We start from the raw sequence: 23602 nt of genomic DNA, 5'->3' as shown, positions 1-23602 counted from the left end.
CCCGTTCCCCGTTCCCCGTTCCCCGTTCCCCGTTCCCCGTTAAACTGACCAATCCCTGCCACGCTAATAACTGGCGCAGAACTCTAGGAAACTCATGCAGCCACAGCCTTCGCCTTCATCCCGCGCGCTCTGGCCGGCGTGGTTGGTTCTCGGCCTGATCGCTTGCCTGGGTGCGGGTTGGTGGTGGCAGATCGGCCGGCCGGTGCAGATGCCGGAGGCGCCTTCGGGGCGTATTGCCTGTGTTTCCTACGCGCCGTTTCGTCTACCGGGCGAAACACCTTATGACCCGAACTTCATGATCAGTCCGGAGCGTATCGATGCTGACCTGCGCGCGTTGTCGCAGCGCTTCGATTGCGTGCGCACGTATTCGCAGGGGCAAGGCCTGAATGTGGTGCCGGCGATCGCCGGGCGCTACGGCATGAAAGTGTTGATGGGCATTTGGCTGGGGCGTGATCCGGTGGCCAATGCGCGCGAGATCAAACATGGCATCGCCACCGCGCAGGCGCATCCAGAGGTCCTGCGTGGGGTGATTGTCGGCAATGAAGTGCTGCTGCGCGGTGAGTTGTCGTCTAAATCGTTGATCGCTTATATCCGCGAAGTGCGCGCCGCCGTGCCGGCGACGGTGCCGGTGACCTATGCCGATGTATGGGAATTCTGGCTGCGTTATCCGCAGATGGTCGACGCCGTGGATTACCTCACGATCCATATCCTGCCGTACTGGGAGGACGAGCCGGTGCCACCGGAACATGCCGTGCAACACGTCGCCGATGTCTATGCGCGGATCAGGCATAAATTCCCCGGTCGTGAAGTGATGATTGGCGAAACGGGCTGGCCCAGCGAGGGGCGGTCGCGTCGTGACGCGAATGCCAGCGTGGTCAACGAGGCGCGTTATATCCGCGAATTTCTGCGCTACGCCGCCAGCGTCAACATGCCTTACAACGTGATCGAGGCCTTCGATCAGCCTTGGAAGCGGGCGCAGGAGGGCACGGTCGGTGGCTACTGGGGCATTTTCGATGTGGATGCGAAGCCGAAATTCCCGATGCAGGGACCGGTGGTCGAAGAGCCGCGCTGGACACTGGGCTGGCTGGCGGGTGCGGCCGGTGCCTTGCTGTTCGCTCTGCTTGGATGGTGGCGCCGCCCGTGGCGTGGCGTGCGTGGATGGGCCGCGCTGAAGCTGGCGGGGTTTGCCAGCGGTACGGCGTTGGCATGGCAGGCGCGGCAAATGGTCTACGCCTGCCGCAACCAGCTGGAATGGGCGGTGTCGATCGCTGCCTGTGTGTTCGGCCTGGTGACGGCCCTCGTGCTGGCGCGTTGGCTGGCCGGGCGATTGGCCGGTGCGCCACGCGAGCAGGCACCTGCGGGCTGGCTGCGTTTCAGTTGGTTGTTCGTGCTGGCGCTGTTCGGCCTGCTGCAGGTTTTCGACGGTCGCTATCGCGACTTTCCGCTGGGCCTGTTTGCCTTGCCTTGCATCGGCTACGCGCTGGTAGGTTGGTTGGCCGGGCGCGCAGACGCCGTCAAGCCTTCGCTGGAAGAGTTGTTCATGGCGTTCTGGTTGCCGGTGCTGGCTGCCATCGTGGTGGTGCAGGAGGTCGGGCTCAATCCGATCACCTGGCAATGGCTGGGTTTCAACCTGATGATTGCGTTGCCGATCCTGGTCGGCAGCCGCAACGCGAGTAGCGTGGCGCTGAGACCGTGAACCGGCTCTAAGGCTGGCGTTAGGCGTGCTTCGGCGCGCCGGCGCTGAAGCGGTTTGCCTGCCAGCGCAATAAGCGCAGGCTTCCGATCAACAGCGCCAAGGCCCCGGCTTCGTAGCAATAAAGCAGCAAGGCCAAGAAGCCGAGGGCCGCGCTTAGCCACGCTACGAAGGGCTGCTTCCATAGCAGTGCCAGCGCGGCGGTGGCGAGGGCGGCGTAACCGTAACCATAGCTGATGAAGCCCAGCACGATGGCTTGGCGCAAACCGCACCAGGCCGGATCGTTGCTGCCGCCTTCGCATAGATGAGCAAAGGCCGGTGGCTCGATAAAGTTATAGCGCACGGCCATCGCCAGTGCGGCAGTCACGGCCAGCAGCAACCAGGGCAGGGAGAGTTTCAACAAGTTCGGCTTCATCGGCGAAGTCTATGCGCGCGCGGAGCGATATGGCCAGGCAGGCGAATTTCCGCCGCCAGTGGCAGGTGATCGGAAAAGGCCTGCGGCAGCACCCAGAGCTTGTCGAGATGGATCGCTGAAGAGGTGAGAATGTGATCCAGCGCGCGTCGTGGCTTCCAGCTGGGAAAGGTCAGGATCGGGTGCGGCGGTGGCTGCAGCGTGCATTTCGCAAACAAATGGCGCATCTCGGCACTGTGTGCATCGGTGTTCAGATCGCCCATCAGCACCGCGTGCGGATAATCCTGCAGCACCTCGGCAATAAACCCAAGTTGGCGCGCGCGTGCCGGTGCGCTCAAGGATAGATGGGCGATCATCACGGCCAAGGCATCGGCTTTCTCGCCGAAGCGCGCCAGCATGGCGCCGCGCCCGGGAATACGGCTGGGCAATGGATAGTCCAGCACCTCGATAGGTTCCAGCCGGCTGATCAAGCCATTGGCCGAGTGCGCCAGCCGCGCCATGGGCCGGTTCGGCTGGTGACTCCAGAACGGCATGCCCGAGGTTTCCGCCAGATAGCGGGTTTGGTTGAGAAAGCCCGAGCGCAAGCTGCCGGCATCGGCCTCCTGCAGGCCGATCAGGTCGAACTGCGGCAGCACTTCAGCCAGCCGGTCGAGGTTGTCGAGCTTGCTGCGGCCGGGCAGCACCGCGTTGATGCTGCGGGTCAGGTATTCGCTGTAACGCTGCACGCTGGCGCCCGCCAGAATGTTGCAACTGAGCAGACGCAAGCGTCGCTCAGGGGTAGCCGGTTGGGCAGGGGCGGCGCGGGTCATCGTCGATACGGTAGCGGGGAAGGGGGCTTGTCGCTACGGCCTTGGCAGGTTGGGGCAACCGACAAAGCGTGACCGAGGCGAGCGTAAAGCCGGCTTAGCTCGCCGGCTTTACGGTGAGAGCTGCTTACTTGCCGCTCAACTCGCGCTTTGCCAGCCATTGCGCCAATGCGGCCAATTCATCCAGCGATTGCACGGTGTCACTGCGGTATTTGCCGTCGACCACGATGGTCGGGGTACCGGTAATTTTCCAGCGCTTGATCAACGCGACATCGCTGTTGATCTGCGCGGTGACCTCGGCGGAGGTGGCGATGCGCAGGAACTCGTCGCGATTCACGCCCTTCTTGGCGTAGAAATCGGCCAGCTCTTCCAGCGAAGACAGCGGGTAGTGATCGTCGAACTTGGCCTTGAACAGCTCAAGGTGGTTCTGCTGGCTGACGCCGAGTTTCTTGGCGGCATAGTAAGCACGGGCGTACAGCGCCCAATCGTCGTTGAAGGCGGCGGGTAGCAGCTTGAACTCGACCCCGGCTGGCAACTGCTTGCTCATCGCTTCGGCCATGGGGGCGAAATGCGCGCAGTGAATGCAGCCGTAGGAGAACACCTCGACCACTTCCACTTTGCCGTCGGCGCTATAGCGCTGTGCGGGGTCTGGCAAGGTCACGTATTCCTTGCCCTCGGTATACGGCGTCGCACTGTTGGCATTGGACGTATTGGATGCACTGCAGGCGGTGGTCAGCAGCAAGCCGCCAAGCAGGCTGAGCAGGCGCAGGCTAGCGAAACGCTTGAACATGAATATCTCTCCGTGGGCGCGGCGCTGGCGCCGCTGTGTCGTTCAGGTCGATGAAGTCGCTTGAGATCACTATGCGGCCGGCAAGTTCAGCTTGCCGGCCTTCTGTGGCAAAGCGCTTACTTGCCTGCGGCTTCCTTGGCGACCAGCCAGTTGGCCAATTCGATCGCTTCGCCGTAACCACCGGCGCTGCCGACGGTAAAGCGATACTTGCCGTTGACGATCATGGTCGGTGTCTGCTGCACGCCATAGGCCTTTACCAGGTCGTCGGCCCGCTTGATCTTGGTGTTGACGGCGAAGGAGTTGGCCACGGCGGCGAACTCTTTCGGATCCGCGCCGAACTTGGCATAGACCTTGGCGGCGTCATCGAGGGTCGGCAGGGCCGAGGCGGGCTTGAGGCTTTGGCCACCGGGTTTGTACGAGGTCAATTCGCTGGTTTTCCAGACCGCGTCATACATCGCGTCGTTGGCTTTGTCGGCAACGCCCAGCGCCTCGGCGGCGTAAAAGGCGCGCTGGAACATCGGGAAGTTCTCGGCCGGGTTGAACGACACCGGCAGATAAGCCATGACCGCGTTCGCAGGCAAGCTCTTGGCGAGATCGTTGGCGGTCGCATGGAACTGATTACAGGCGGGGCAGCCATACGAGAACACTTCCACCACCTCGATCTTGTTGCTCGAGGTCAGCTTGGACTGCGCCGGTTCAATGACTTCGTACTGCTTGCCGGCCACCCATTTGCCGTTGTCGACGAAGGCGGCTGCCGGGGCATGCGGTGTTTCGGCCGGAGCCGGGGTGGCTGGGACCGGTGTTACTGCGGCGGTGCTGGCCGGTGCCGGCGTCGAGGCTGCCGGTGCAGGGGCCGCCGTGCTGGCGGCAGCCGGTACGGCTGGTGCGGTGCTGGCTGCGGGCGGCTGCGTTGCGGCAGAGCTGCCGTTATCACTGCTGTGGTTGCAGGCGGCGAGCGTGAACAGCGCGGCACACAGGAACGGTAGACGCTTCAGCATGGGATACCTCAGGCAAATGTGCTGGAAAACAGCCAGGCTTCAAAAACAGCAAGCCCAAAATGATGTCGCCGGCCCAGGGCCGGCGTCATCGATCAGGGGGTAGCGGGTGCGGCGTTGCCGCTTTCTGTCGCGTGCAAGCCTTCGATATAGCTGGCTACGGCGGCGATGTCTTTGGCTTCAAGCTTTTGCGCGATGCCCGGCATGATCTTGGCGTGAGCATCGTCACCCCAGCTGGTGCCGTCGTGCCAGGCCTTCAGGGTGGCTTCGATGTACTGCGCATGCTGACTGGTCAGCTGCGGGTACATCGCGCCCGGGTTACCGCGGCCGTCGATGCTGTGGCAGGCCATGCAGGCCGGGATGCCGCGGGCGGTATCGCCCTGGCGATAAAGCGTCTGGCCCTGTTCGACCAGGGCTTCATCGGCCACGCCCGGCAAAGAGGCCTTGCTGGCGAAGTAGGCGCCGATGTCGTGCATGTCTTGCTCGCTCAGCGCGGCCGACATACCCATCATGATCGGGTTGGAGCGCTTGCCGCTTTTGAAGTCGGTGAGCTGGCGCACGATGTACGACTCGTGCTGGCCGGCCAACTTCGGGTACTGCGCATCGCTGGAGTTGCCGTCCATGCCATGGCAGGCACCGCACGCGGCGGCCTTGCCGGCACCGGCGGCGGCATCGCCCGGTTTTGCCGTGGCGCTGGCCTCGGCGGTGGGAGCGGCAGCATGCTCAGCACTGGCGGCAGCAGCCGGCGGCGCCGCGCTGGCAGGCGCAGCCGGCTTGGCATCCTGCGCCGAAACCACGCTAACGGTGAGCGCGAAGGCGAGGGCTACGGCGTAGCCAAAAACAGCGGGCCGAAAACCGGCGGGCCGAAAACTCATACACTTGTCTCCAGAAATACTGCTATGGCTGCACGGCGCACCGCGTTGTGGTGCCCGTAACTGGCAGAAACCTCGGAATTATCCCCGCGCCACCGTAGCCGGTCAAACCATTATCTATGTCAGCTAATCCGCTCCAAGGCGCCCAGTTCGTACTGGCCGCTCACCGAATCAACCAATTACCCGCCGATAGCGGCGCTGAAGTGGCCTTTGCGGGTCGCTCCAATGCCGGTAAATCCAGCGCCTTGAACACACTGACCAGCCATCGCGGGCTGGCGCGCACCTCCAAGACCCCCGGTCGCACCCAGCAAATGGTCGCCTTCTCGCTGCCGCCGCTGACGCAAGGCGAGGGTCAACCGCCACTCGATGCTCGGCTGATCGACTTGCCCGGTTACGGCTATGCCAAGGTGCCACCCGAGCTGCGCGATCACTGGAAACAGGAAATCGATGCCTACCTGCATCAGCGGCGCAGCCTGCGCGGGGTGGTGCTGATCGCCGATATCCGTCATCCGTTGAAGGAGTTCGACCGGATGATGCTGGACTTCTGCTTTTCCACCCATTTGCCCTGCCACCTCTTGATGACCAAGGCCGACAAGCTGTCGCGCGGCCAGGCGACACAAGCGTTGCTGGCCATGCGCAAAAGTTTCCCCGAGGGTTTGCACGCGACCGCGCAGATCTTTTCGTCGCCCGCCAGCACCGGGGTCGAGGAAGCGCGCGAGGCGGTAGTGCGGCTGTTGCGCCAGCCGCGCGAGTAGGCGTGGCTCATCAGCGTGAACCATGGGGAGTACCCCAACCGTTATTTTTTCTGTCGTAAGCCGGTAGCTCTTCACCATGCAATCCAGACTCCCTGAACCGAGCGCCGACGAGCGCGCGCACTCCGACCGGCTGCTGTCGCAACTGCGAGAGCAGATGGCGGCGCAAGGGCCCATGCCGTTTGCGCAATACATGGAGCGTTGTCTGTACACGCCGGGCCTGGGCTATTACAGCGCCGGCACCACCAAGTTCGGCGAGGCGGGCGACTTCGTCACCGCGCCGGAGTTGGGCGAGTTGTTTGCGCGTTGCGTGGTCAATGCCGTCCAGCCGGTGTTGGCGATGCTGGGCGGCGCTGCCGATTTTCTGGAGCTGGGTGGCGGCAGCGGCGTCTTTGCCGAGGCGGCGCTGCGTGCGATGGCTGCGGCGCAGACTTTGCCGCGACGGTATTTGATCCTGGAGCCCAGCGCTGACCTGCGTGAGCGCCAGCGCGAACATCTTGCGGCAGCGCTCCCTGCCGAGCTGTATGCACGAGTGCAATGGCTGGATCGGCCACCGGAAGAAGATTGGCGCGGCGTGCTGTTCGCCAACGAAGTGATCGATGCGCTGCCGACCACACGCTTCACCCTGCGCGATGGCGAGGTGTATGAGGAATACGTCGCGCTGGATGGCGAGGGCCGCTTGATGCGCGTGGATCGCCCGGCCGATGCCTTGGTGGCCGGCGCGGTACGCCATGTCGAGCGTGATCTGGGTCGCGATTTCGCCGATGGCTATCGTTCGGAGATCCTGCCGCAGTTGCCGTACTGGATCCAGGCGGTGGCCGGCTCGCTCAGCGCGGGGCTGATGTTGTTTGTCGACTACGGTTATGTGCGTCGCGAGTTCTATTTGCCTGACCGCCGCGACGGCACCTTGATGGCGCATTACCGTCATCGGGCGCATAGCGATCCGTTGTATCTGCCGGGCTTGAACGATCTCACCGCGTCGGTGGATTTCACCGCGCTGGCCGAGGCGGGCAACAGCGGCGGCTTTGGGGTGCTTGCTTACCTGCCGCAGGCGCAGTTCTTGATTGCCGCCGATTTGCAGCGAGCTTTTGAGCAGGCTTATGAGCAGGCACCGGATGAGCTGTCGCGGTATCGGCTGGCGCAGCAAGTGAAGCGGCTGACCTTGCCCGATCAGATGGGCGAGCGTTTTCAGGCGATGTTGTTTGCGCGTGGTTTGGACGCGGTGCCGCTGGCGGCGGAATTGTTGGCGGCCGATCAGGGCGGGCGGCTTTGATGGCCTGATTCAGTGCTGTGCCCGTTGCCACGCCTGGGCGACCATCGCCCATGGATGAAAGGTGAACTGCATGGTGTGTTCGCCAGCAGGGACGCAAACGGCGCGGAACATGCCATTCGCTCGGTGAATCGGTAGCGTCAGGCCGTCGGATGTGGCCTTCCAGCCGGGAAAGTCCAGTTCGCTAAGCACCAGCCAGCCCGGACCTTCGCTGGCCAGGGTGCGCACGGTGAGCTGGGTCGGCGTGGCACGGCTGTCCAGCAGTCGAAGGCGATGACCACAGTGGAGCATGCTGGTTTCGGCCGCCAGGCGATCCTGGTCGTCACGTGGCGTCAACCAGACGGTTTCGCGGAAATCGGTCGCGGAAAAATCCTCCGCCGATACGGGCGATGCGTCATTCTGCAGGCGAGCGGTGGTCGGGGTCAGTAGCCGCGGATAGGCCTGCGTGTTACGCCATACCTCAACCTGCTGGCTGGCAAAGCTAAGTTGGTAACCGCGCGGCGGCGACCAGGCGGCGGCATGCTCTTTCAGGCCTCTGACCAGATACCCGACGCTTAGCAACGCACTCAGCGCACTATCGGCTGCCGGATTAAAGGCTGTATTCACTCGCGGCAGGCTGCCATTGTCGCGCGCGCCATACCACTGATCGTAGAGGGCGTAACGCAGCGGGTTATATCCCTGCGTCGACGATAAGCCGCGCAATACCACCAAGTTGTCCCAATACACGCCCGCATCGATGGTTTCGATGCGCTGAGGCAGCGCGCCTGGGGTTGGCTTCAGTTGCTGCGCAAGGCGGTTCACCGCCTCGTCGCGCATGAAGCTGTGTGCTTGGTCGCGAGCCTGATTGAAGCTGCCATTGAGATTGAAGCAACGGTAATCGGCCAGCAGCAGTACCAGCAGCCAAAGCATGTGGTGACGCGCCGTGGTCGGGAATCGCCCGACGTGCCATAGCGCGATGCATGCCAATACCACGGCAAGAATGGTCGCCGATTGCCAGCGTATGCCCACATCGCGCATATGTAGGCTGGACAGCCCCAGCCAAACAGCGGCCATAGCCAGCAGCCACAGCACGCGGCGGCGAGCATGTAGATCGACATGCGAGGCGGCCAGTCCGATAAAGACGGCAAAGGCCATATTGAGCAGGTAGGCCGCATCTGACGGGCGGCGAAACTGCTGCATGCCTGGGAGCCATGAATACAGCCAGCCGTAGAACGGCGTATTCACGCCGAACATATAGAGAGAGGCAAACACGGCGACGACACCGAAGAAGATCAGCTGACGCCGCTGCTGTGGCTGCTTCCAGGCTATGCCGATGCCGACCAACAGCAAGCTCGGCACCGCGCCAAGATAGAGATAGCCTTCCACCCGGCTCGCCGGCCCGTTGTATTGACCGCGCAAGGCGTGCCAGACATTGGGATCAAAAAGGCTTAGCAGGGCGCGGCTATCCAGTGATCCCGCCGCCGCGGCATCAAGCGGCAGTACCGCGCGATTGGAAAGATTTATATAGGCCCAGCTCAGCAGCAGTTGCGGCAGGCCCATGGCCAGGGCGACCAGCAAGGCTACCCCCATGCCTGCGCACCACTGCCAACGATCCGCTGCGCTGTAGCGACGCCAATGCGCGATGGTCGCGACGATGGCATACAGCACGATCATCAACACCAGCAAGCAAGTGAGTTGCACCAGCTGGGTGATCAGCGCGCCAGAGGCCAATCCAAAGCACAAGCCACGGCGCCAGTTCGGCGACGCCATGAAATAGCGCAGCGCCAGCCACGCGACAGGCGCATAGGCGTAGGCCAGCACGATCGGGGTATGTTCGAGCCTGGCAGCGGCAACCCCGCCCGCCATGAAAACGACCGCGCCGACCAGCGCGCCGAAAGCATTCGCGCCGCTACGCCGCAAGCCCGCCAGCATGGCGGCTCCACCCATGAGCAGATGCAGCAATACGCCCCAGGCGAACCAGGCGGCACTCGGGTTGGAGCGCAACAGCATCCAGCCCATCAACAGCGGGGAGAACAGCATGCCTTGCGGATCGGCAAGCTGCGGATAGCCCGAGTAGATAGACGGGTTCCACCATGGCGCCAGGCCATGGCGCAAGCTGCTGGCGTTGAAATAAACCGTGGGATAAAACTGGTTGATGGCATCCCATGGCAAGGCGCGTAGACCCAGCAGCACCGGCAGGTTCAGCAGTAGCCAGATCAACAACAGGCTGCCGAACAAACGCATAGAAGGGCGTTGCGACAGCGGCATGTAGATCATCCCTGACGAGATAAGGCGTGAGGCAGGGTTTCTACCTGGTGCCACAGGTGATCGCAAGCCAAATAACCGGCGACGGACACAAGGCCCGTCGCCGGTGTGCGGTCAATGTACGCTGCTGGCTGGTGCTGGAGCGGCCGGAGTTTCTGCGGCAGGCGAATCGAGCGGCTTGACCGGGGTGCTGTCTTCTTTACGGCGTAGCAGCTGGCCGCTTTTGAACAGGCTGGCGGCGACTTGGTAATAGGAGACGGCGTCATCGACCTGTTTTTGGTCGACCGGATGGATGGCCGTGGCATCGCCGCTGTCGAAATCGGGGTGTACCTGCTCCAGCCGGCGTTGGGGTTCGAGCACGGTCAGCACGTCGTTGCGCAGGTAGCCGAGTTTTTCGTAGGTGGCGGGGAAGGCGTGTTCGCGGCCAGGCTCCAGTTGAAACAGGTCGGCGCCGAAGAAGCGGCTGCGGTAGCTGAAGTTGAGCAGGCCGAGAATGGTCGGGGCGATATCGATCTGGCCCATCTGGCGTTCTACGCGCTGCGGCTGGATATGTTTCGGCGCGTAGATCCACAGCGGGATGTGATAACGGTTGATCGGCACGCTGCTACGGCCTGCGCTGGAGGCGCAATGGTCGGCGGTAATGACGAAGATGGTGTCGTCGAAGTACGGCTTGCTGCGTGCCCGCTCGATGAAATCGACCACCGCCCAGTCGGTGTAGGCCACCGCACCTGCGCGGGTGCCATTGGCTTGCGGCACGCGATTGGCGGGGAAGGTGAATGGCCGGTGGTTGGAGGTGGTCATGATGTGCAGGAAGAACGGCTTGCCGGCGGCATGGCTTTCGTCCATCTGCTTCAGTGCGAGGGTGTAGAGGTCCTCGTCGGCGACGCCCCAGACATTCTCGCTGTGGATGGTCTCGCCCTTGGCGATGTTGTTGCGGTCCACCGCGCGATAGCCGTTCTGGCCGAAGAAGTAATTCATATTGTCGAAGTAGCCGTAGCCGCCATAGACAAAGTCCGACTGATAGCCACGGTCGTTGAAGATGTCGGCCAGCGAGAACAGGTTTTCGTTGTTATGCGCCTTGACCAGCGAATCGCCCGGAGTCGGCGGCACTGACAACGCCAACGCTTCGAGCCCGCGCACGGTGCGCGTGCCGTTGGCATAAAGGTTGTCGAAGAACATGCTTTTATCGACCAGCGCATCCAGCCGCGGCGTGATGTTGCCGTGGGTGCCCTTGAAGGTCTGCAAGAAGTCGGCAGACATGCTTTCGATGCTGACCAGCACCACATTGAGATGCTTTTCCGGGCCGGCATGGCGAATTTCCCGGGTGAGGTCACGCGGGTTGTCGCTGATAAAAGTGGCTTCGGGCGTCTTGATCAGGGCGCGCACGTTCTGGAAAGCCTGATCATCGGGCAGGGTTTTATAGAAGCGCGCGTAATCGAGGTGGTTGCTGCGGAAGGCGGCGAAGAATTCGTAAATGCCATTGCCGGACAGCTCGTTGACGTAGGCGTTGGCGGTACGGTCCTTCAGCGTGCCCTTGAAGGCGGCGACAGTGACCACCGTGATGACCAGCCACACCAGCACCACTTTGCCGCGCTGCCAAAAGCGCGAACCCTTGTCGTTGGTGCGCAGGCCGCGGCGGGTGAGTGCCACGATGATCAGGGTGACCACGGCCAGCATGCCGAGCCACAAACCGATCGGATACGACTCGCGGATATTGCCGATGACCTCGGTGGTGTAGACCAGATAGTCCACCGCAATAAAGTTGAAGCGGGTGCTGAACTCTTCCCAGAACACCAGTTCGGAAATCGCCACGAACAGCAAGCCAAACAGCAGGATCAGGCTCAACAGATAAAGCAGCCATTGACCCGCGCGCGACACATAAAAGCGGCGCGGCGCCAGCCACAAGAACAGCACCATCGGCCAGGCGACGTAGACAAAGGTCATCAGGTCGTAGCCCAGGCCCACGCCAAAGGCGTAAGCCCACGACAACGGGTTCAGCGGCACATTGTCGGTACCGCTCATGCACAACAGCACGATGCGGGTGATCGCGCCAATCAATACGTAGCTGATACCCAGCCACCAAAGCGGACGAAAGCGCTGGCGTAGCGGTGAGGTCGAGGCGAAGGTGGATGGCACAGGCGGCTCCAAGCTAAGTGAGCAAAGCGTTTGGTGTTATACAGTAACAACGATGGATCGTATCTTTATACACTGCGAATCTTAGGAACGCCCCGGTTTTATCCCAGCAATGGCCTGGATCCTAGCTTTTTCCATCGCGGCGCCGATCGCCGGCCCTTGTAAACCCTGGGCCACAAAAGGCGCTGCGGTCACCGCGGCGGCCGTGCCGCGTGCCGCGCGCAGATAGGCGGCCTGGGGGTAATCGTCGTCGGCGTGGCCAAGCCGGCCGCGTTTGTCCGCCTCGCAAGCCAGCAAGAAGGTATCCAGGCGTTCCGGGCGGCGCAGCGCATCCAGGGAGCTGAGTAGCTTGAGTACGGTGGACGGCTTGAGTTCGAAGGCGCGATGGGCGTTCAAGTGCTCTCGACACACCAGTTCGGCCAGCGCGGCATGCTCGGCGGGAACTTTCAAGCGTGCGGCCAGCTCGTGCAGCGGGGCGACGCCAAGATGCTCGTGGCCGAGATGCCGCGGCAGCTCCTGGATCGGCGTGAGTGCCTTGCCAAGATCATGGGTGAGCGCGCAAAAGCCAACCAGGTCGTCGCGCGGGGCCAGCCGCGCCGCCATGTCCAGCACCATTTCGATGTGCACGCCGGTGTCGACTTCGGGGTGGAATTCGGCGCGTTGCGGTATGCCGTAGAGCGCGTCGATCTCTGGAAACAGCACCGCCAGGGCTCCGGCTTGGCGTAGCACGCGCAAGAACGCCGAGGGCTGTGGCTCGGTAAGCGCCTTGCGTGTTTCGGTCCAGACCCGTTCGGCGACCAGGTGATCGACTTCGCCGGCCGCCACCATGCCGCGCATCAGCTTCATCGTCTCGTCGGCGACGGTAAAGCCCAGCGGTGCGAAGCGTGCGGCAAAGCGGGCCACGCGCAACAAACGCACCGGATCTTCGGCAAACGCGGGCGAGACATGGCGCAAGACCCGCTGCTCGATATCGCGGATACCGTGATACGGATCGACCCGCACTCCGTGTTCGTCCTCGGCGATGGCGTTGATGGTGAGGTCGCGGCGGGCCAGATCCTGCTCCAGCGTCACCGTGGCATCGGCCTGGAAATCGAAGCCGTGATAGCCATGGCCGGTTTTCCGTTCGGTCCGTGCCAGCGCGTATTCCTCGCCGCTTTGCGGGTGCAGGAATACCGGGAAATCCTTGCCCACGGGTTTGTAGCCCAGGGCGAACATGTCTTCGGGGCGCGCGCCGACCACCACATAATCGCGATCGACCAGTGCCCGTCCCAGCAGTTTGTCGCGGACCGCGCCGCCGACCAGATAAGTACGCATAGAAGGGGATTCTGCCACGCCAGGCCCGCTGTGCCCTTAAAGTGTCGGCCTGTCTGCGCGCTACCATGCGCGTTCGCCATTACCCGTTCGCCCTTATCGAGGACGCCTTATGCATCGCCGTCTGCTTGTTCTTAGCCTGGTCGCCGCGTTGGCTGGCTGTAATTCATCCCAGCACGAAGCGGCGCCGCCCGCACCGGCATCGACGCCTGCACCGGCAGCACCGGCGCCTGCCGCTACCGCGCCGGCACCGGCTTCGACCGATGCCGAAGCGGCGCAGCAGCGCCTGGCCAACTACGCCACAGTGAAGCTCAGCGCCGATCTGTCTGCCTTCGATGCCAGGCAGAAGCAGATGATGGCGCTGTTGATCCAGGCCGCCGATGTGACCAATGCGCTGTACTGGCAGCAATCCTGGGGCGACAAGGCCGGCTTGATGCAGCGTATTCCCGATGAGAGCACTCGTCGTCTGGCCGAGATCAACTACGGCCCCTGGGACCGCCTCGACAACGATCAGCCCTTTGTCGCCGGCATCGGCCCGCGTCCACCTGGCGTACAGTTTTATCCGGCCGACATGAGCAAGAGCGAGTTCGAGCAATCGCCGCTGAAAGACAAAACCTCGCTGTACACCGTGCTGCGCCGTGGTGCCGAGAATCAGCTGATCAGCGTGCCGTATCACCAGATCTATCAGGCTGATCTGCAAAAAGCGGCGGATCTATTGCGCGAAGCGGCCAAGCTGTCCGACGACAAGGACTTTGCGCGCTATCTCAAACAGCGTGCCGACGCCTTGCTCAGCGACGACTATCGCCCCAGCGACTTTGCCTGGATGGCGATGAAGAACAACCCGGTCGATATCGTGATCGGCCCGATCGAGACCTATGAAGACCAGGTATTCGGCTACAAGGCCAGCTACGAAAGCTATGTATTGGTAAAAGACCAGGCATGGAGCGCCAAGCTGGCCCGTTTCGTGAAGTATCTGCCCGAGCTGCAGCGCGGCTTGCCCGTAGACGACAAGTACAAGGCCGAGAAGCCGGGTTCCGATGCCGACCTCAATGCTTATTTCGCGGTGTACTACGCCGGCAACGCCAATGTCGGTGCCAAGACCATTGCCATCAATCTGCCCAACGACGAAGAAGTACAGCTGAAGAAAGGCACCCGCCGCCTGCAGCTGGAAAACGTGATGCAGGCGAAGTTCGACAAGATCATGTTGCCGATCGCCAAGGAGCTGATTGCCGACGACCAGCAATCGCATCTGACCTTTGACGCGTTCTTCGAAAACACCATGTTTCACGAAGTGGCGCACGGCCTGGGCATCAAGAACACCTTGAACGACAAGGGCATGGTGCGCACGGCCTTGAAAGATCAGGCCTCCAGCTTCGAGGAAGGCAAGGCCGACATTCTCGGCTTGTACATGGTCACCAAGCTGGCCGAGAAGGGTGAGCTGGATAAAGCCAAGTTGATGGACAACTACGTCACCTTCCTCGCCGGCATTCTGCGTTCGGTGCGCTTCGGCGCCAGCGATGCACACGCCAAGGCGAACATGGTTCGTTTCAACTTCTTCAAGCAGCAGGGCGCTTTCAGCCGCGACGCGGCCACGGGTCGCTACCGGGTCGATTTCGACAAGATGACCGCGGCGATGAATGCGCTGTCGGCCAAATTGCTGACCATCCAGGGCAATGGCGACTACGCCGCCGCCAAGCAACTCACCGACAGCATGGGCAGCATCGATGCCGAGCTCGCCGGTGATTTGAAGCGGCTGCAGACGGCGAAGATTCCGGTCGATGTCGTTTTCGAGCAGGGCCTGGATACGCTGGGACTGGCCAAGCCCTGAGCTTTGGTCTGAATGTGGCAACGCCGGGCGATCGATCTGAAAAGGCTGCATCGCCCGGCGGGTTTTCCCTCCGGGCGGTTTTCAGCGAGGCCTTACAGGCTGGGCTGGCACAGCCAATCGGCTACGGCCTGCGGATGTTCCAGATGCAGGTGGTGGCAGCCTTGCATATGGCTCACCTTGATATGGGCGACACAGGCCGCGCGCAGCTGCATCGGATGGCTGGGCAGGTAGGGCGTGGTGGGCTGCGCCAGCAGCAGGCTGGTGGGTGCCTGGATACCGCGAAGCAGCGCGTGGATTTGGTTTTCGGCGATGCGCAGCGGCGTCGAGCGGGTAAGCCGTGGATCGCTACGCCAGTTCCAGCCGCTGCTTGCCGGTGATTGATCATCTGCCGGCAGGCTGGTTTCAAACAGGCCGCGTTCGACAATCGGGCGTGCCAGTTCGGGGCGCAGCCCGCTGGCGATGGTCCGTGCGCTGATCGCTTGTTCAACATCGCGAAACAGCCGCAGCGGCCGTTTGGTGCTTGACTGCGGCATGAGCGCATCGCGAAAACGCTGCAAGGTATGCGAACCATCGTCGCCGATCGGGCCTAGCCCTTCGATCACATGCAAGCTTTCGATCCGGGCTGGCGCCGCCGCCGCGAGCAGGGCGGCGATGCCGGCGCCGAGCGAGTGACCGAGCAGCGCAAAGCGCTGCAAACGGAGTGCATCGGCAGCAGCCAGGGCGGCACGTACGTAATCGATGAAGTGATAGTGAACCCCGGCCGGCAGATGATCGGAATGACCGTGCCCGGGCAGCTCCAGCGCAATCACTCGCCAGCGTTCGGCCAGCAACGGTGCCAGCAGTGCGTAGCTGCCAGCGTTATCCAGCCAGCCATGCAACGCGAGCAGTGGCGGCAAGGCGGGGTCACCCCAGGCCTGCGCGCGTAGCGTCAGCGATGGCAGCGAAATGGATAATTCAGTCGGCGCGATCATGCCCATGCTTTGCAAGTCCATCGGCGACGGTGGGTAGGGCGGCGGCAAACTCGGGCCAGCCTTGCGCGTGCTGCAGGATCAACGCGGTCAGGCTTTCCAGCTGCTCGGGGCTGTCGTTGAGCGCGGGGATATAACGCAAGGTCTCACCGCCGGCAGCGAGAAAGAAATCTCGGTTCTGCATGGCGATCTCTTCCAGTGTCTCGAGGCAGTCCACGGCAAAACCGGGGCAGGCGACATCGAGCTTTTTCACGCCGGCGGCAGCGAGTTCGCGCACCGTGGCATCGGTATAGGGGTGTAGCCAGCGCTCACGGCCCACACGTGACTGAAAGCTGACGAGCAACTGCGACGGATCCAGTTGCAGCCGTTCGCGCAACAGGCTGGCGGTGGCTTGGCATTGATCGAAATACGGGTCGCCGGCGCGCACATAGCGTTCGGGAATGCCGTGGAACGACAGCAGCAATCTATCGCCGCGCCCATGCGTGGCCCAGTATGTCTCGATGCTGCGGGCGAGCGCGTCGATGTGGCCGGGGTCATCGTGATAGTCATTGACGATGCGCAGCTCCGGCGGCCAGCGCAAGGCCTTGAAGGCATCGGCGACGGCGTCGATCACCGAACCGGTGGAGGTGGCCGAATATTGCGGATACAGCGGCAACACGAGTAGCCGCCGTACACCGTCGTCTTGTAATTGCTTGATTTGCCGTTTGACCGAGGGCTCGCCGTAGCGCATCGCCAGCGCGACCTGGACCGGTCCGGGCGCCCGCTCATTGACGACGTTTTGTACAGCGCGAGCCAATGCCTCGCTGCCGGTTCGCAAGGGCGAGCCTTGCTTAGTCCAGATCGCGCCGTAGGCATGCGCCGAGCGCGCCGGACGAAGGCGCAAGATGACGCCGTGCAATACCAGCTTCCACAGCCAGCGCTGCCAGCGGCGCGGGTATTCGATCACCCGCGGATCGCCGAGGAATTGCGCCAGGTACGGCCGTACCGCTTTGGCGGTCGGTGCATCGGGGGTACCCAGGTTGACCAGCAAGATGCCCGCCTGAACGGCTGGTTGCTGCATCGGCGGTTTGTTAACGGCTAGATTCATAGGAATGACCTGCCAGGCCGGTATAGTGCTGGCGGTATGGCGTGGCGACTGCATGGGCGAGGTTGGTCGAGGAGTCTGCCACAAGCCATTCGGGATGCCGTAGGCGCCGGTTGTCGCAGCAAGTGGCCGCGGCAGGGCAGCTCAAGGCCATGCTGGCGTCCCGGTCATCGTGTTTGGGTCAAGACAGGAGCTATCCATGTTTCAAGTATCGCTGCGTCGTTGGTTATTGATTGCTTTGCTGTTGTTGCCAGCGATGGCTGTACATGCCGAAGATCCGCCGCTGGTTCGCGCGCAGAACGCCGTGCGGGTGCTGAAACAGATCATGGACGCGCCGGACAAATCGATTCCCACCGATTTGCTCAAGGAAGCGCATGCGATCGCGGTGATCCCCGATATGGTCAAGGCCGGCTTTATTTTTGGCGGTCGCCGTGGCGAAGGTCTGGTTTCGGTGAAAAATCCGGATGGCACCTGGTCCAACCCCAGCTTCATTACCATGACCGGCGGTAGCGTCGGTTTTCAGATCGGCGTGTCGTCCACCGACGTGATTCTGGTGTTTCGTACCCAGCGTGGCGTGGATTCGATCGTCAACGGCAAATTTACCCTCGGTGCCGACGCTTCGGCCGCCGCCGGTCCGGTCGGCCGTACCGCCACCGCGGCGACCGATAGCCAGCTCAAGGCAGAGATTTACTCCTACTCGCGTTCGCGCGGATTGTTCGCCGGTGTCGCCCTGGATGGTTCGGCCCTACGCATCGACTATGACGCCAATGTGGCAATTTATGGGGCGGGCGTCACGCCACGGCGCATTTTCGAAGGTGGCGTGAGCAACGTGCCGAGTGCGGTTGTCGACTTTCGCGACCGCCTGGAAGAGTACACTCAGCGCTGATCTGGATCCGTGCGGCATCGGCAAACGGGCATAGGCACCCGCCGATGCTTTCGCTTGCCGCACCCTCCACCCTTTTTCCGCTTTCGAGATAAGTCATGAGCATTACCCATCTCATTATTCTTCTGGTCGTGGTCGTGCTGATTTTCGGCACCAAGAAATTGCGCAATATCGGCTCGGATCTCGGCGGTGCCGTGCGGGATTTCAAGAAAGGCCTGGATGGCGGCGAAGGCGACAAACCCAAGGACGGCGAGCGCTTGCAGGCCGATCCGGTAGCGGCCCCGCATACCACGCAGAATCAGTCGGCACCCAACCAGACCACGCAGAATCAACACGATTCCAGCGAATCGAAATAAGCGCAGGACACGCTTTAGACCATGATCGAGATCAGCTTCGGCAAGCTGGTGCTGCTCGCGCTTGTCGCGCTGATCGTACTCGGCCCAGAAAAACTCCCCGGCGTGGCACGCACCGCAGGTGCCTTGCTGCGACGGGCGCGTAACGGTTGGGACAACGTGCGCGCCGAGGTCGAGCGCGAGCTGCAAGTGGAAGAGATCAAACGCCACGCGCGCGAAGCCGCCGCCCAGGCCGAGGCGGCGCAAGCCAATCTCAATGCCACCGTCAACCGGGTTCGCGAGCCCTTTGCCGAGGCAGCCTCGATCGTCTCGCCAGCGGCACCCGCACCCGCAGCAGCCAGCGATACCGCCGCCATCGCTACTGAAACCACTCCCGCCACTACGCCTGCCGACGCAGTTGCCGCTGCACCTGTGAACGGCGAACTGCCCAAGGACGTTCCGCATGGCGGCACCTGAGCACGACCCTTCCGAGCCACGCCGCCTCGAATCCGACGACCTGCATGAAGAATTGCAGGAGGGCTTGTTCTCGCATCTGATCGAACTGCGCTCGCGCCTGCTCAAGGCGGTGATTGCCATCGTGGTCGTGCTGGCGGCACTGATGCCGTTCGCAAACCGGCTCTACGCCGAGCTGGCGGCGCCCCTAGTGGCGCGCTTGCCGCAAGGTGCGCATCTGATCGCCACCGAAGTGGCCAGCCCCTTTGTAACTCCGCTGAAGTTGGCGTTCTACACCGCCTTATTCATCAGCATGCCGGTGATCCTGTATCAGCTATGGGCCTTTGTCAGTCCGGGTTTGTATAAGCACGAAAAACGTCTGGCCCGGCCGTTGTTGGTCGCGGCGGTGTTGTTGTTCTATATCGGCTGCGCCTTTGCTTACTTTCTGGTGCTGCCGGCGGCGTTCCGCTTCCTGGTCGCGGTGACGCCTCAGGGTGTGGAGATGATGACGGACATCACCCATTATCTCGACTTCGTCATGCTGATGTTCTTTGCCTTCGGCCTGTGTTTTGAGGTGCCGGTGGCGGTGGTGATTCTTGCCGCGATCGGTGTCGTCAATGTGGAGCAACTGCGCAGTGGTCGCCGCTATGCGGTCGTCGGCGCCTTCGCCATCGCCGCCTTCATCACCCCGCCCGACATCACTTCGATGATTATGTTGGCCATACCCATGTGCCTGCTTTACGAGCTGGGTGTACTGGCGGTGCGTTGGCTGGTGAAGCCGAGTGATGCGGCCGCCGCAGGTTGACCGGGTGAGCACGACGACGCCAGCGCAGGTGTTGATCGATCACCTGGCGTTGCAAGCGCATCCTGAAGGCGGCCACTACCGGCGCATCTACCCCGCACCACAACCATCCGGCGCGCCGCGCGCGCCGTTGAGCGCCATCCATTTCCTGCTCGCTGCCGGTGAGTTCAGTGCCTGGCATAGCGTGGACGCCGAAGAGGCTTGGCATTTCGTCGAAGGCGAACCGCTGGAGTTGCTGATTTATCACGCGGATACCGATCAATTGCGGCGGCATCGGCTGGGTGCGCGCGGTATCGACGATGCTGAGTCGATGTGCGTGGTGCCGGCGTATGCCTGGCAGGCTGCGCGGCCGTTGGGCGGGCATGCGCTGTGTACTTGCCTGGTGGCGCCGGCGTTTGATTTTTCGGGGTTTCGTTTGCTTGACCGGGATAGTGACGCGGCGCTGGCGGCGCGGTTGGCGGTGTTGGCGCCTGAGATTGGTATTTAGTTTGCTGTAGGTGTTGGGGGATCGCGGGCTGGGTTGTTTCTGGTGGGGTTTCGCTTTTATGTGGCGGCGGCGCGGGTTCGTGGTGAGCTTGGGTTTTTGCTTGTAGGTTGTGGTGGGGCGATTGGGTCGCCTGCGGCGGGCTTTCGAACCCCTGCCGGGGTCCGAGTCACTTTTCTTTGCGTGGCCAAAGAAAAGTAACCCAAAGAAAGGCCACCCCCATGCCGCGCTCTGCGGGCATCCTGCCCTACGAGTGCGTGAGGCTAGGTCGGGCTTTTCGACAGGGCTCCTGCCCTGGCGAAAAGGCATCGACATCCGTGTCGATGCCCCTGCGGGCCTGTCGCCCCAGCCTCACCGCGGTATAGGGGTCCCAAGAGCAGCGCGCGTCCTGCGCGCACTCGGGAGCGACTGCAAGCAGTCGCCGAGTGGTGAGGGATACTGTTTCGTGAGGGGGCGACGCCCAGGCTGTTGCTGTTGCCTTTGCTCTCGCTTTTGCCCTTGACGTTAGGGGCCCCTGTGCGTCGGTGAGGGTTGGACGATCAGGCCCGCAGGGGCATCGACATGGACGTCGATGCCTTTTCGCCAGGGCAGGAAGCCCTGTCGAAAAGCCCGGCCAGCCCTCACGCACCCGTAGGGCGACAAGCGGGGTTGGCCTTTCTTTGGGTTACTTTTCTTTGGCCACGCAAAGAAAAGTGACTCGGACCCCGGCAGGGGTTCGAAAGCCCGCCGCAGGCGACCCAATCGCCGCACCACAACCTACAAGCAAAAGCTCACGCCTCGCGACCAACCCGCCAAACAAATCAACGCGAGCCCGCAGCACCAGCCGGCGCCACAGCACGATTCAACGCCATCCCCTTCAACACATTCAACGCCTGCGACAACGCGTAATCCTGCGTAGCCAACTTGGCATTCTCAGCGCTGCCATCGTTGTTGATGTCCTTGTCCGTCTTGCCATCCTCGTTAGAGAGATGATTGTGCAAATCGGCCTCGGAACCAATCAGCACAGGGGCGCTATCGGCCTTGTTCACGGCGAGGTCGGCGAGGGCGATATCCGGCTTGATGCCTTCGGCCTGGATCGAGGTGCCGCTGGGGGTGTAGTAACGCGCGGTGGTGATTTTCACCGCGTGATCGGCGTCTAGCGGCAGCACGGTTTGCACCACGCCTTTGCCGAAGGTGCGGCGGCCGATGATCAGGGCGCGATGGTTGTCTTTGAGCGCGCCGGCGACGATCTCGGCGGCGGATGCGGTGCCGTTGTCGACCAGCACCACCATGGGCGCGCCGTTGATCAGGTCGCCGGGATGGGCGGCGAAGTTGAGGTTGGCGTCTTGCAGGCGGCCACGGGTGGTGACGATGGTGCCGCTGTCGAGAAAGGCGTCGCTGACGCCGACGGCGGCGGTGAGCAGGCCGCCGGGGTTGGAGCGAAGGTCAAGCACGATGCCTTTTTGCGCGCCGTTCTTCTTGATCAATTCGCCGAGTTTTTTCTCCAGGTCGGGGGTGGTGTCGTCCTGGAATTGGCTGATGCGCACATAGGCGTAGCTGGGTTCGAGACTGCGTACCTTGACGCTGGTGACGGAGATTTTTTCGCGGACCAGCGGCAGGTCGACCGGCTTGTCGCTTTTCTCGTGCAGGATGGTCAGGGTGACCTTGCTGCCTTCTTCGCCACGCAGTTGCTTGAACATGTCGTCGACGTTTTCGGAGCTGACCGGCTTGCCGTCGATTTTGATGATGGTGTCGCCAGGCTTGATGCCGGCGCGCGCGGCGGGGGTGTCGTCGATCGGGGCGATGATGCGCAGGCTGCCGTCGACCGGCAGTACCTCGATGCCAAGGCCGCTGTACTGGCCGGTAGTGTCCTCGCTCAATTCGGCCAGGCCTTCTTTGTCGAGGTATTCGCTATGCGGGTCGAGACCGCTGAGCATGCCGCTGATCGCCGTTTTCATCAGGGTCTTGTTGTCGACTTTTTCCACATAGGCCTGGCGTACGATCTCGTAGACGCGGCTGAAATTGCGGATGTCGTCCAGGTCGACCGGGTCGGTGGCCAGCGCGGATGCGGCGTGCGCCGGGGCGGCGACGCTAGCGGCGGCAGCGGGTGCGGTCTGCGCCTGGGCCAGCGGTGCGACCAGCAGCAGGGTGGCGAGGCTGGCGGCGATCGGGCTATAGGTGGAAAACCGCATGCAGAAGAACTCCGAGAAATCGAGTAGGCGTGGCGTGAGCTTACGCCAAGCTCATTAAGACCACGCCAAGGCGCCGAAATTCATTGGCGGGCGAGGTGTCGTTGTCATCAACGCTGCCGGTTCAGCCAGCTGCGCGGTTCGACCGGTTTGTTATTTTGGCGTAACTCAAAATACACGCCGGTGTTGACCCCGGTGGGGGCGCTGGCGGTGCCGATCGGCTCGCTGGCCTCGATCTGGTCGCCGACGCCGTGCAGCAGGGTTTCATTGTTGCCGTACATGCTCATCCAGCCGTTGCCGTGGTTGAGGATAAGCAGCAGGCCATAGCCGCGCAGAAAGGCGGCATAGATCACCTTGCCGCGGGCTACCGCGCGCACTTCGCTGCCGCCGGGTGCCTTGATCAGCACGCCATTGCTATATGTATTGACTACGCCGCTGGCCGGCCAGGGCAGGTTGCCGCGGATGTTGGCGCCGCCTTTGCCGGGCGTGACGCTGGGGGTGCTGGGGTTGGCGCGAGCCGCGCGCTCCGCCTCGCGGGCGGCATCGTCGATAGCTTTTTGCAGCTTGGCGACCAGGTCGTTCAACGATTGCGCGTTTTGCTTCAATGCGGCCAGTCGCTGGCCCTGGTCTTTGTATTGGGCGTCCGTCTCGGCGGCCAGTTTTTGTTGCTCGGCACGCTGTTGCGCCAGCACTTTGGCCTGCTGCTCGCGCTGGGTGCGGGTGTCTTGCAAAGCCTGTTTCTCGGCTTCGATCGAGGTTTCCAGCTCTTGCAGCTTGGCCAGGTCGCCCATCAGCTTCTGCACGCGCTGGACACGGTCTTCCTGGAAATACTTGGAATAGGCCAGGGCGCGGGCGATGCGGCCAATATCCTCATCGCCAAGCAGCAGGCGCAGATCGGAGCCGCGGCCAAGGGTGTAGGTGGCGCGCAGCAATTCGGCGATGGCGGAGCGCTGGCCGTCCAGCGCGTGCTTCAGCTCGGTGCGCTGTTGCTGCAATTGCTCCAGATCGTGCTGTTTGGCGGTGATCGCTGTTTCGGTTTCACGTACCGCGCGTGCCGCACTGGCGACGGCATTGGCGCGTTTGGCCAGCTCGGCGTTTTCACTGTCGCGCTTGGCTGCTGTTTCGGCCTGCTCTTTGGCCAGCGCCTCCATCTTGCTGCGGACCTCGGCCAGTTTCTTCTGGGCATCGGCTTGTTCGGTCTTGCTCTTGCCGTCTTGCCGGGCCATGGCCGGGCTGGCGGTGAGCAGCAAGGCCAGGATGGCGGCAAGGCTGTAGCTGAGAACGCGGGGGACGATTGGACTTGGCATCGTCGGATTATCACT

21 protein-coding genes are annotated in these 23602 nt (G+C 62.6%); 9 read left to right on the top strand and 12 right to left on the bottom strand.

Features of this window, described 5'->3' with window-relative positions:
• The first annotated feature begins 94 nt into the window (after window positions 1-94).
• On the top strand, window positions 95-1696 hold the full coding sequence (locus OUZ52_RS06025) for a glycoside hydrolase family 17 protein (RefSeq protein ID WP_266157454.1): 1602 nt from the start codon (window positions 95-97) through the stop codon (window positions 1694-1696).
• Between the two features lie 19 nt (window positions 1697-1715).
• On the opposite strand, the gene OUZ52_RS06020 is transcribed toward OUZ52_RS06025, so the two are convergent.
• The 5 genes from OUZ52_RS06020 to OUZ52_RS06000 all read right to left on the bottom strand — a co-directional run bounded on the left by OUZ52_RS06020 (window position 1716) and on the right by OUZ52_RS06000 (window position 5571).
• Complete coding sequence (locus OUZ52_RS06020) at window positions 1716-2108, bottom strand: hypothetical protein (RefSeq protein WP_266157453.1); 393 nt, start codon at window positions 2106-2108, stop codon at window positions 1716-1718.
• Window positions 2105-2914, bottom strand: a complete 810-nt coding sequence (locus tag OUZ52_RS06015; protein WP_266157452.1) for an endonuclease/exonuclease/phosphatase family protein — start codon at window positions 2912-2914, stop codon at window positions 2105-2107. Before OUZ52_RS06015 ends, OUZ52_RS06020 begins: the two co-directional genes overlap by 4 nt.
• A gap of 124 nt (window positions 2915-3038) precedes the next feature.
• Window positions 3039-3701, bottom strand: a complete 663-nt coding sequence (locus OUZ52_RS06010) for a thiol:disulfide interchange protein DsbA/DsbL (protein WP_266157451.1) — start codon at window positions 3699-3701, stop codon at window positions 3039-3041.
• Window positions 3702-3817: 116 nt separating this feature from the next.
• Entirely contained in the window at window positions 3818-4699 is an 882-nt protein-coding gene (locus OUZ52_RS06005; protein ID WP_266157450.1) for a thiol:disulfide interchange protein DsbA/DsbL, read from the bottom strand.
• Between the two features lie 92 nt (window positions 4700-4791).
• Window positions 4792-5571, bottom strand: coding sequence for a c-type cytochrome (locus tag OUZ52_RS06000; protein ID WP_266157449.1), 780 nt, complete (start codon window positions 5569-5571; stop codon window positions 4792-4794).
• A gap of 116 nt (window positions 5572-5687) precedes the next feature.
• On the opposite strand from OUZ52_RS06000, the gene yihA reads away from it, so the two are divergent.
• Both yihA and OUZ52_RS05990 read left to right on the top strand, forming a co-directional pair.
• Entirely contained in the window at window positions 5688-6323 is a 636-nt protein-coding gene (yihA, locus tag OUZ52_RS05995) for a ribosome biogenesis GTP-binding protein YihA/YsxC (RefSeq protein WP_266157448.1), read from the top strand.
• Between the two features lie 76 nt (window positions 6324-6399).
• Window positions 6400-7593 (top strand): class I SAM-dependent methyltransferase, encoded by a 1194-nt coding sequence (locus OUZ52_RS05990; RefSeq protein WP_266157447.1) that lies wholly within the window; start codon window positions 6400-6402, stop codon window positions 7591-7593.
• Window positions 7594-7602: 9 nt separating this feature from the next.
• Here the strand turns inward: OUZ52_RS05990 and OUZ52_RS05985 are convergent, their stop codons facing one another.
• The 3 genes from OUZ52_RS05985 to OUZ52_RS05975 form a co-directional block, all read right to left on the bottom strand.
• Window positions 7603-9837 (bottom strand): glycosyltransferase family protein, encoded by a 2235-nt coding sequence (locus tag OUZ52_RS05985; protein ID WP_266157446.1) that lies wholly within the window; start codon window positions 9835-9837, stop codon window positions 7603-7605.
• A 111-nt stretch (window positions 9838-9948) separates the two neighbouring features.
• The gene (locus OUZ52_RS05980) at window positions 9949-11970 is read right to left on the bottom strand and encodes an LTA synthase family protein (RefSeq protein ID WP_266157445.1); all 2022 of its coding nucleotides are present in this window, start codon (window positions 11968-11970) and stop codon (window positions 9949-9951) included.
• Window positions 11971-12051: 81 nt separating this feature from the next.
• Window positions 12052-13281, bottom strand: a complete 1230-nt coding sequence (locus OUZ52_RS05975; RefSeq protein WP_266157444.1) for a multifunctional CCA addition/repair protein — start codon at window positions 13279-13281, stop codon at window positions 12052-12054.
• A 109-nt stretch (window positions 13282-13390) separates the two neighbouring features.
• Between OUZ52_RS05975 and OUZ52_RS05970 the strand changes: the two genes are divergently transcribed.
• A complete protein-coding gene (locus tag OUZ52_RS05970) occupies window positions 13391-15106 on the top strand; it encodes a dipeptidyl-peptidase 3 family protein (RefSeq protein ID WP_266157443.1) in 1716 nt (571 codons plus the stop codon).
• A gap of 92 nt (window positions 15107-15198) precedes the next feature.
• Here OUZ52_RS05970 and OUZ52_RS05965 read toward each other — a convergent pair whose 3' ends face one another.
• Together OUZ52_RS05965 and hemH are read right to left on the bottom strand one after the other, a co-directional pair.
• On the bottom strand, window positions 15199-16077 hold the full coding sequence (locus OUZ52_RS05965) for an alpha/beta hydrolase (protein WP_266157442.1): 879 nt from the start codon (window positions 16075-16077) through the stop codon (window positions 15199-15201).
• Window positions 16061-17161, bottom strand: a complete 1101-nt coding sequence (gene hemH / locus OUZ52_RS05960) for a ferrochelatase (RefSeq protein WP_266157441.1) — start codon at window positions 17159-17161, stop codon at window positions 16061-16063. Before hemH ends, OUZ52_RS05965 begins: the two co-directional genes overlap by 17 nt.
• Before the next feature lie 196 nt (window positions 17162-17357).
• Between hemH and OUZ52_RS05955 the strand changes: the two genes are divergently transcribed.
• From OUZ52_RS05955 to OUZ52_RS05935, 5 genes are all read left to right on the top strand, one after another.
• The gene (locus OUZ52_RS05955) at window positions 17358-18044 is read left to right on the top strand and encodes a lipid-binding SYLF domain-containing protein (protein ID WP_266157440.1); all 687 of its coding nucleotides are present in this window, start codon (window positions 17358-17360) and stop codon (window positions 18042-18044) included.
• 95 nt (window positions 18045-18139) lie between these two features.
• Window positions 18140-18397 carry a Sec-independent protein translocase subunit TatA gene (gene tatA / locus OUZ52_RS05950; RefSeq protein ID WP_266157439.1) on the top strand — a complete coding sequence of 86 codons (258 nt, stop codon included), beginning with the start codon at window positions 18140-18142 and terminating at the stop codon, window positions 18395-18397.
• Between the two features lie 21 nt (window positions 18398-18418).
• Entirely contained in the window at window positions 18419-18850 is a 432-nt protein-coding gene (gene tatB, locus OUZ52_RS05945; RefSeq protein WP_266157438.1) for a Sec-independent protein translocase protein TatB, read from the top strand.
• Window positions 18837-19631, top strand: coding sequence for a twin-arginine translocase subunit TatC (gene tatC, locus OUZ52_RS05940; protein ID WP_266157436.1), 795 nt, complete (start codon window positions 18837-18839; stop codon window positions 19629-19631). The genes tatB and tatC overlap by 14 nt, the downstream gene beginning before the upstream one ends.
• Before the next feature lie 4 nt (window positions 19632-19635).
• Window positions 19636-20115 carry a cupin domain-containing protein gene (locus tag OUZ52_RS05935; protein ID WP_266157434.1) on the top strand — a complete coding sequence of 160 codons (480 nt, stop codon included), beginning with the start codon at window positions 19636-19638 and terminating at the stop codon, window positions 20113-20115.
• Between the two features lie 797 nt (window positions 20116-20912).
• Here the strand turns inward: OUZ52_RS05935 and OUZ52_RS05930 are convergent.
• Complete coding sequence (locus OUZ52_RS05930) at window positions 20913-22283, bottom strand: S41 family peptidase (protein ID WP_266157433.1); 1371 nt, start codon at window positions 22281-22283, stop codon at window positions 20913-20915.
• A gap of 107 nt (window positions 22284-22390) precedes the next feature.
• Entirely contained in the window at window positions 22391-23587 is a 1197-nt protein-coding gene (locus OUZ52_RS05925; RefSeq protein ID WP_266157432.1) for a murein hydrolase activator EnvC family protein, read from the bottom strand.
• Window positions 23588-23602 lie beyond the last annotated feature (15 nt).

Source organism: Dyella silvatica (assembly GCF_026283955.1).
In the GTDB taxonomy this organism is placed as follows: domain Bacteria; phylum Pseudomonadota; class Gammaproteobacteria; order Xanthomonadales; family Rhodanobacteraceae; genus Dyella_C; species Dyella_C silvatica.
The sequence above is the reverse complement of the archived record's forward strand: the minus strand, read 5'-3'. Positions and strand labels throughout refer to the sequence as shown.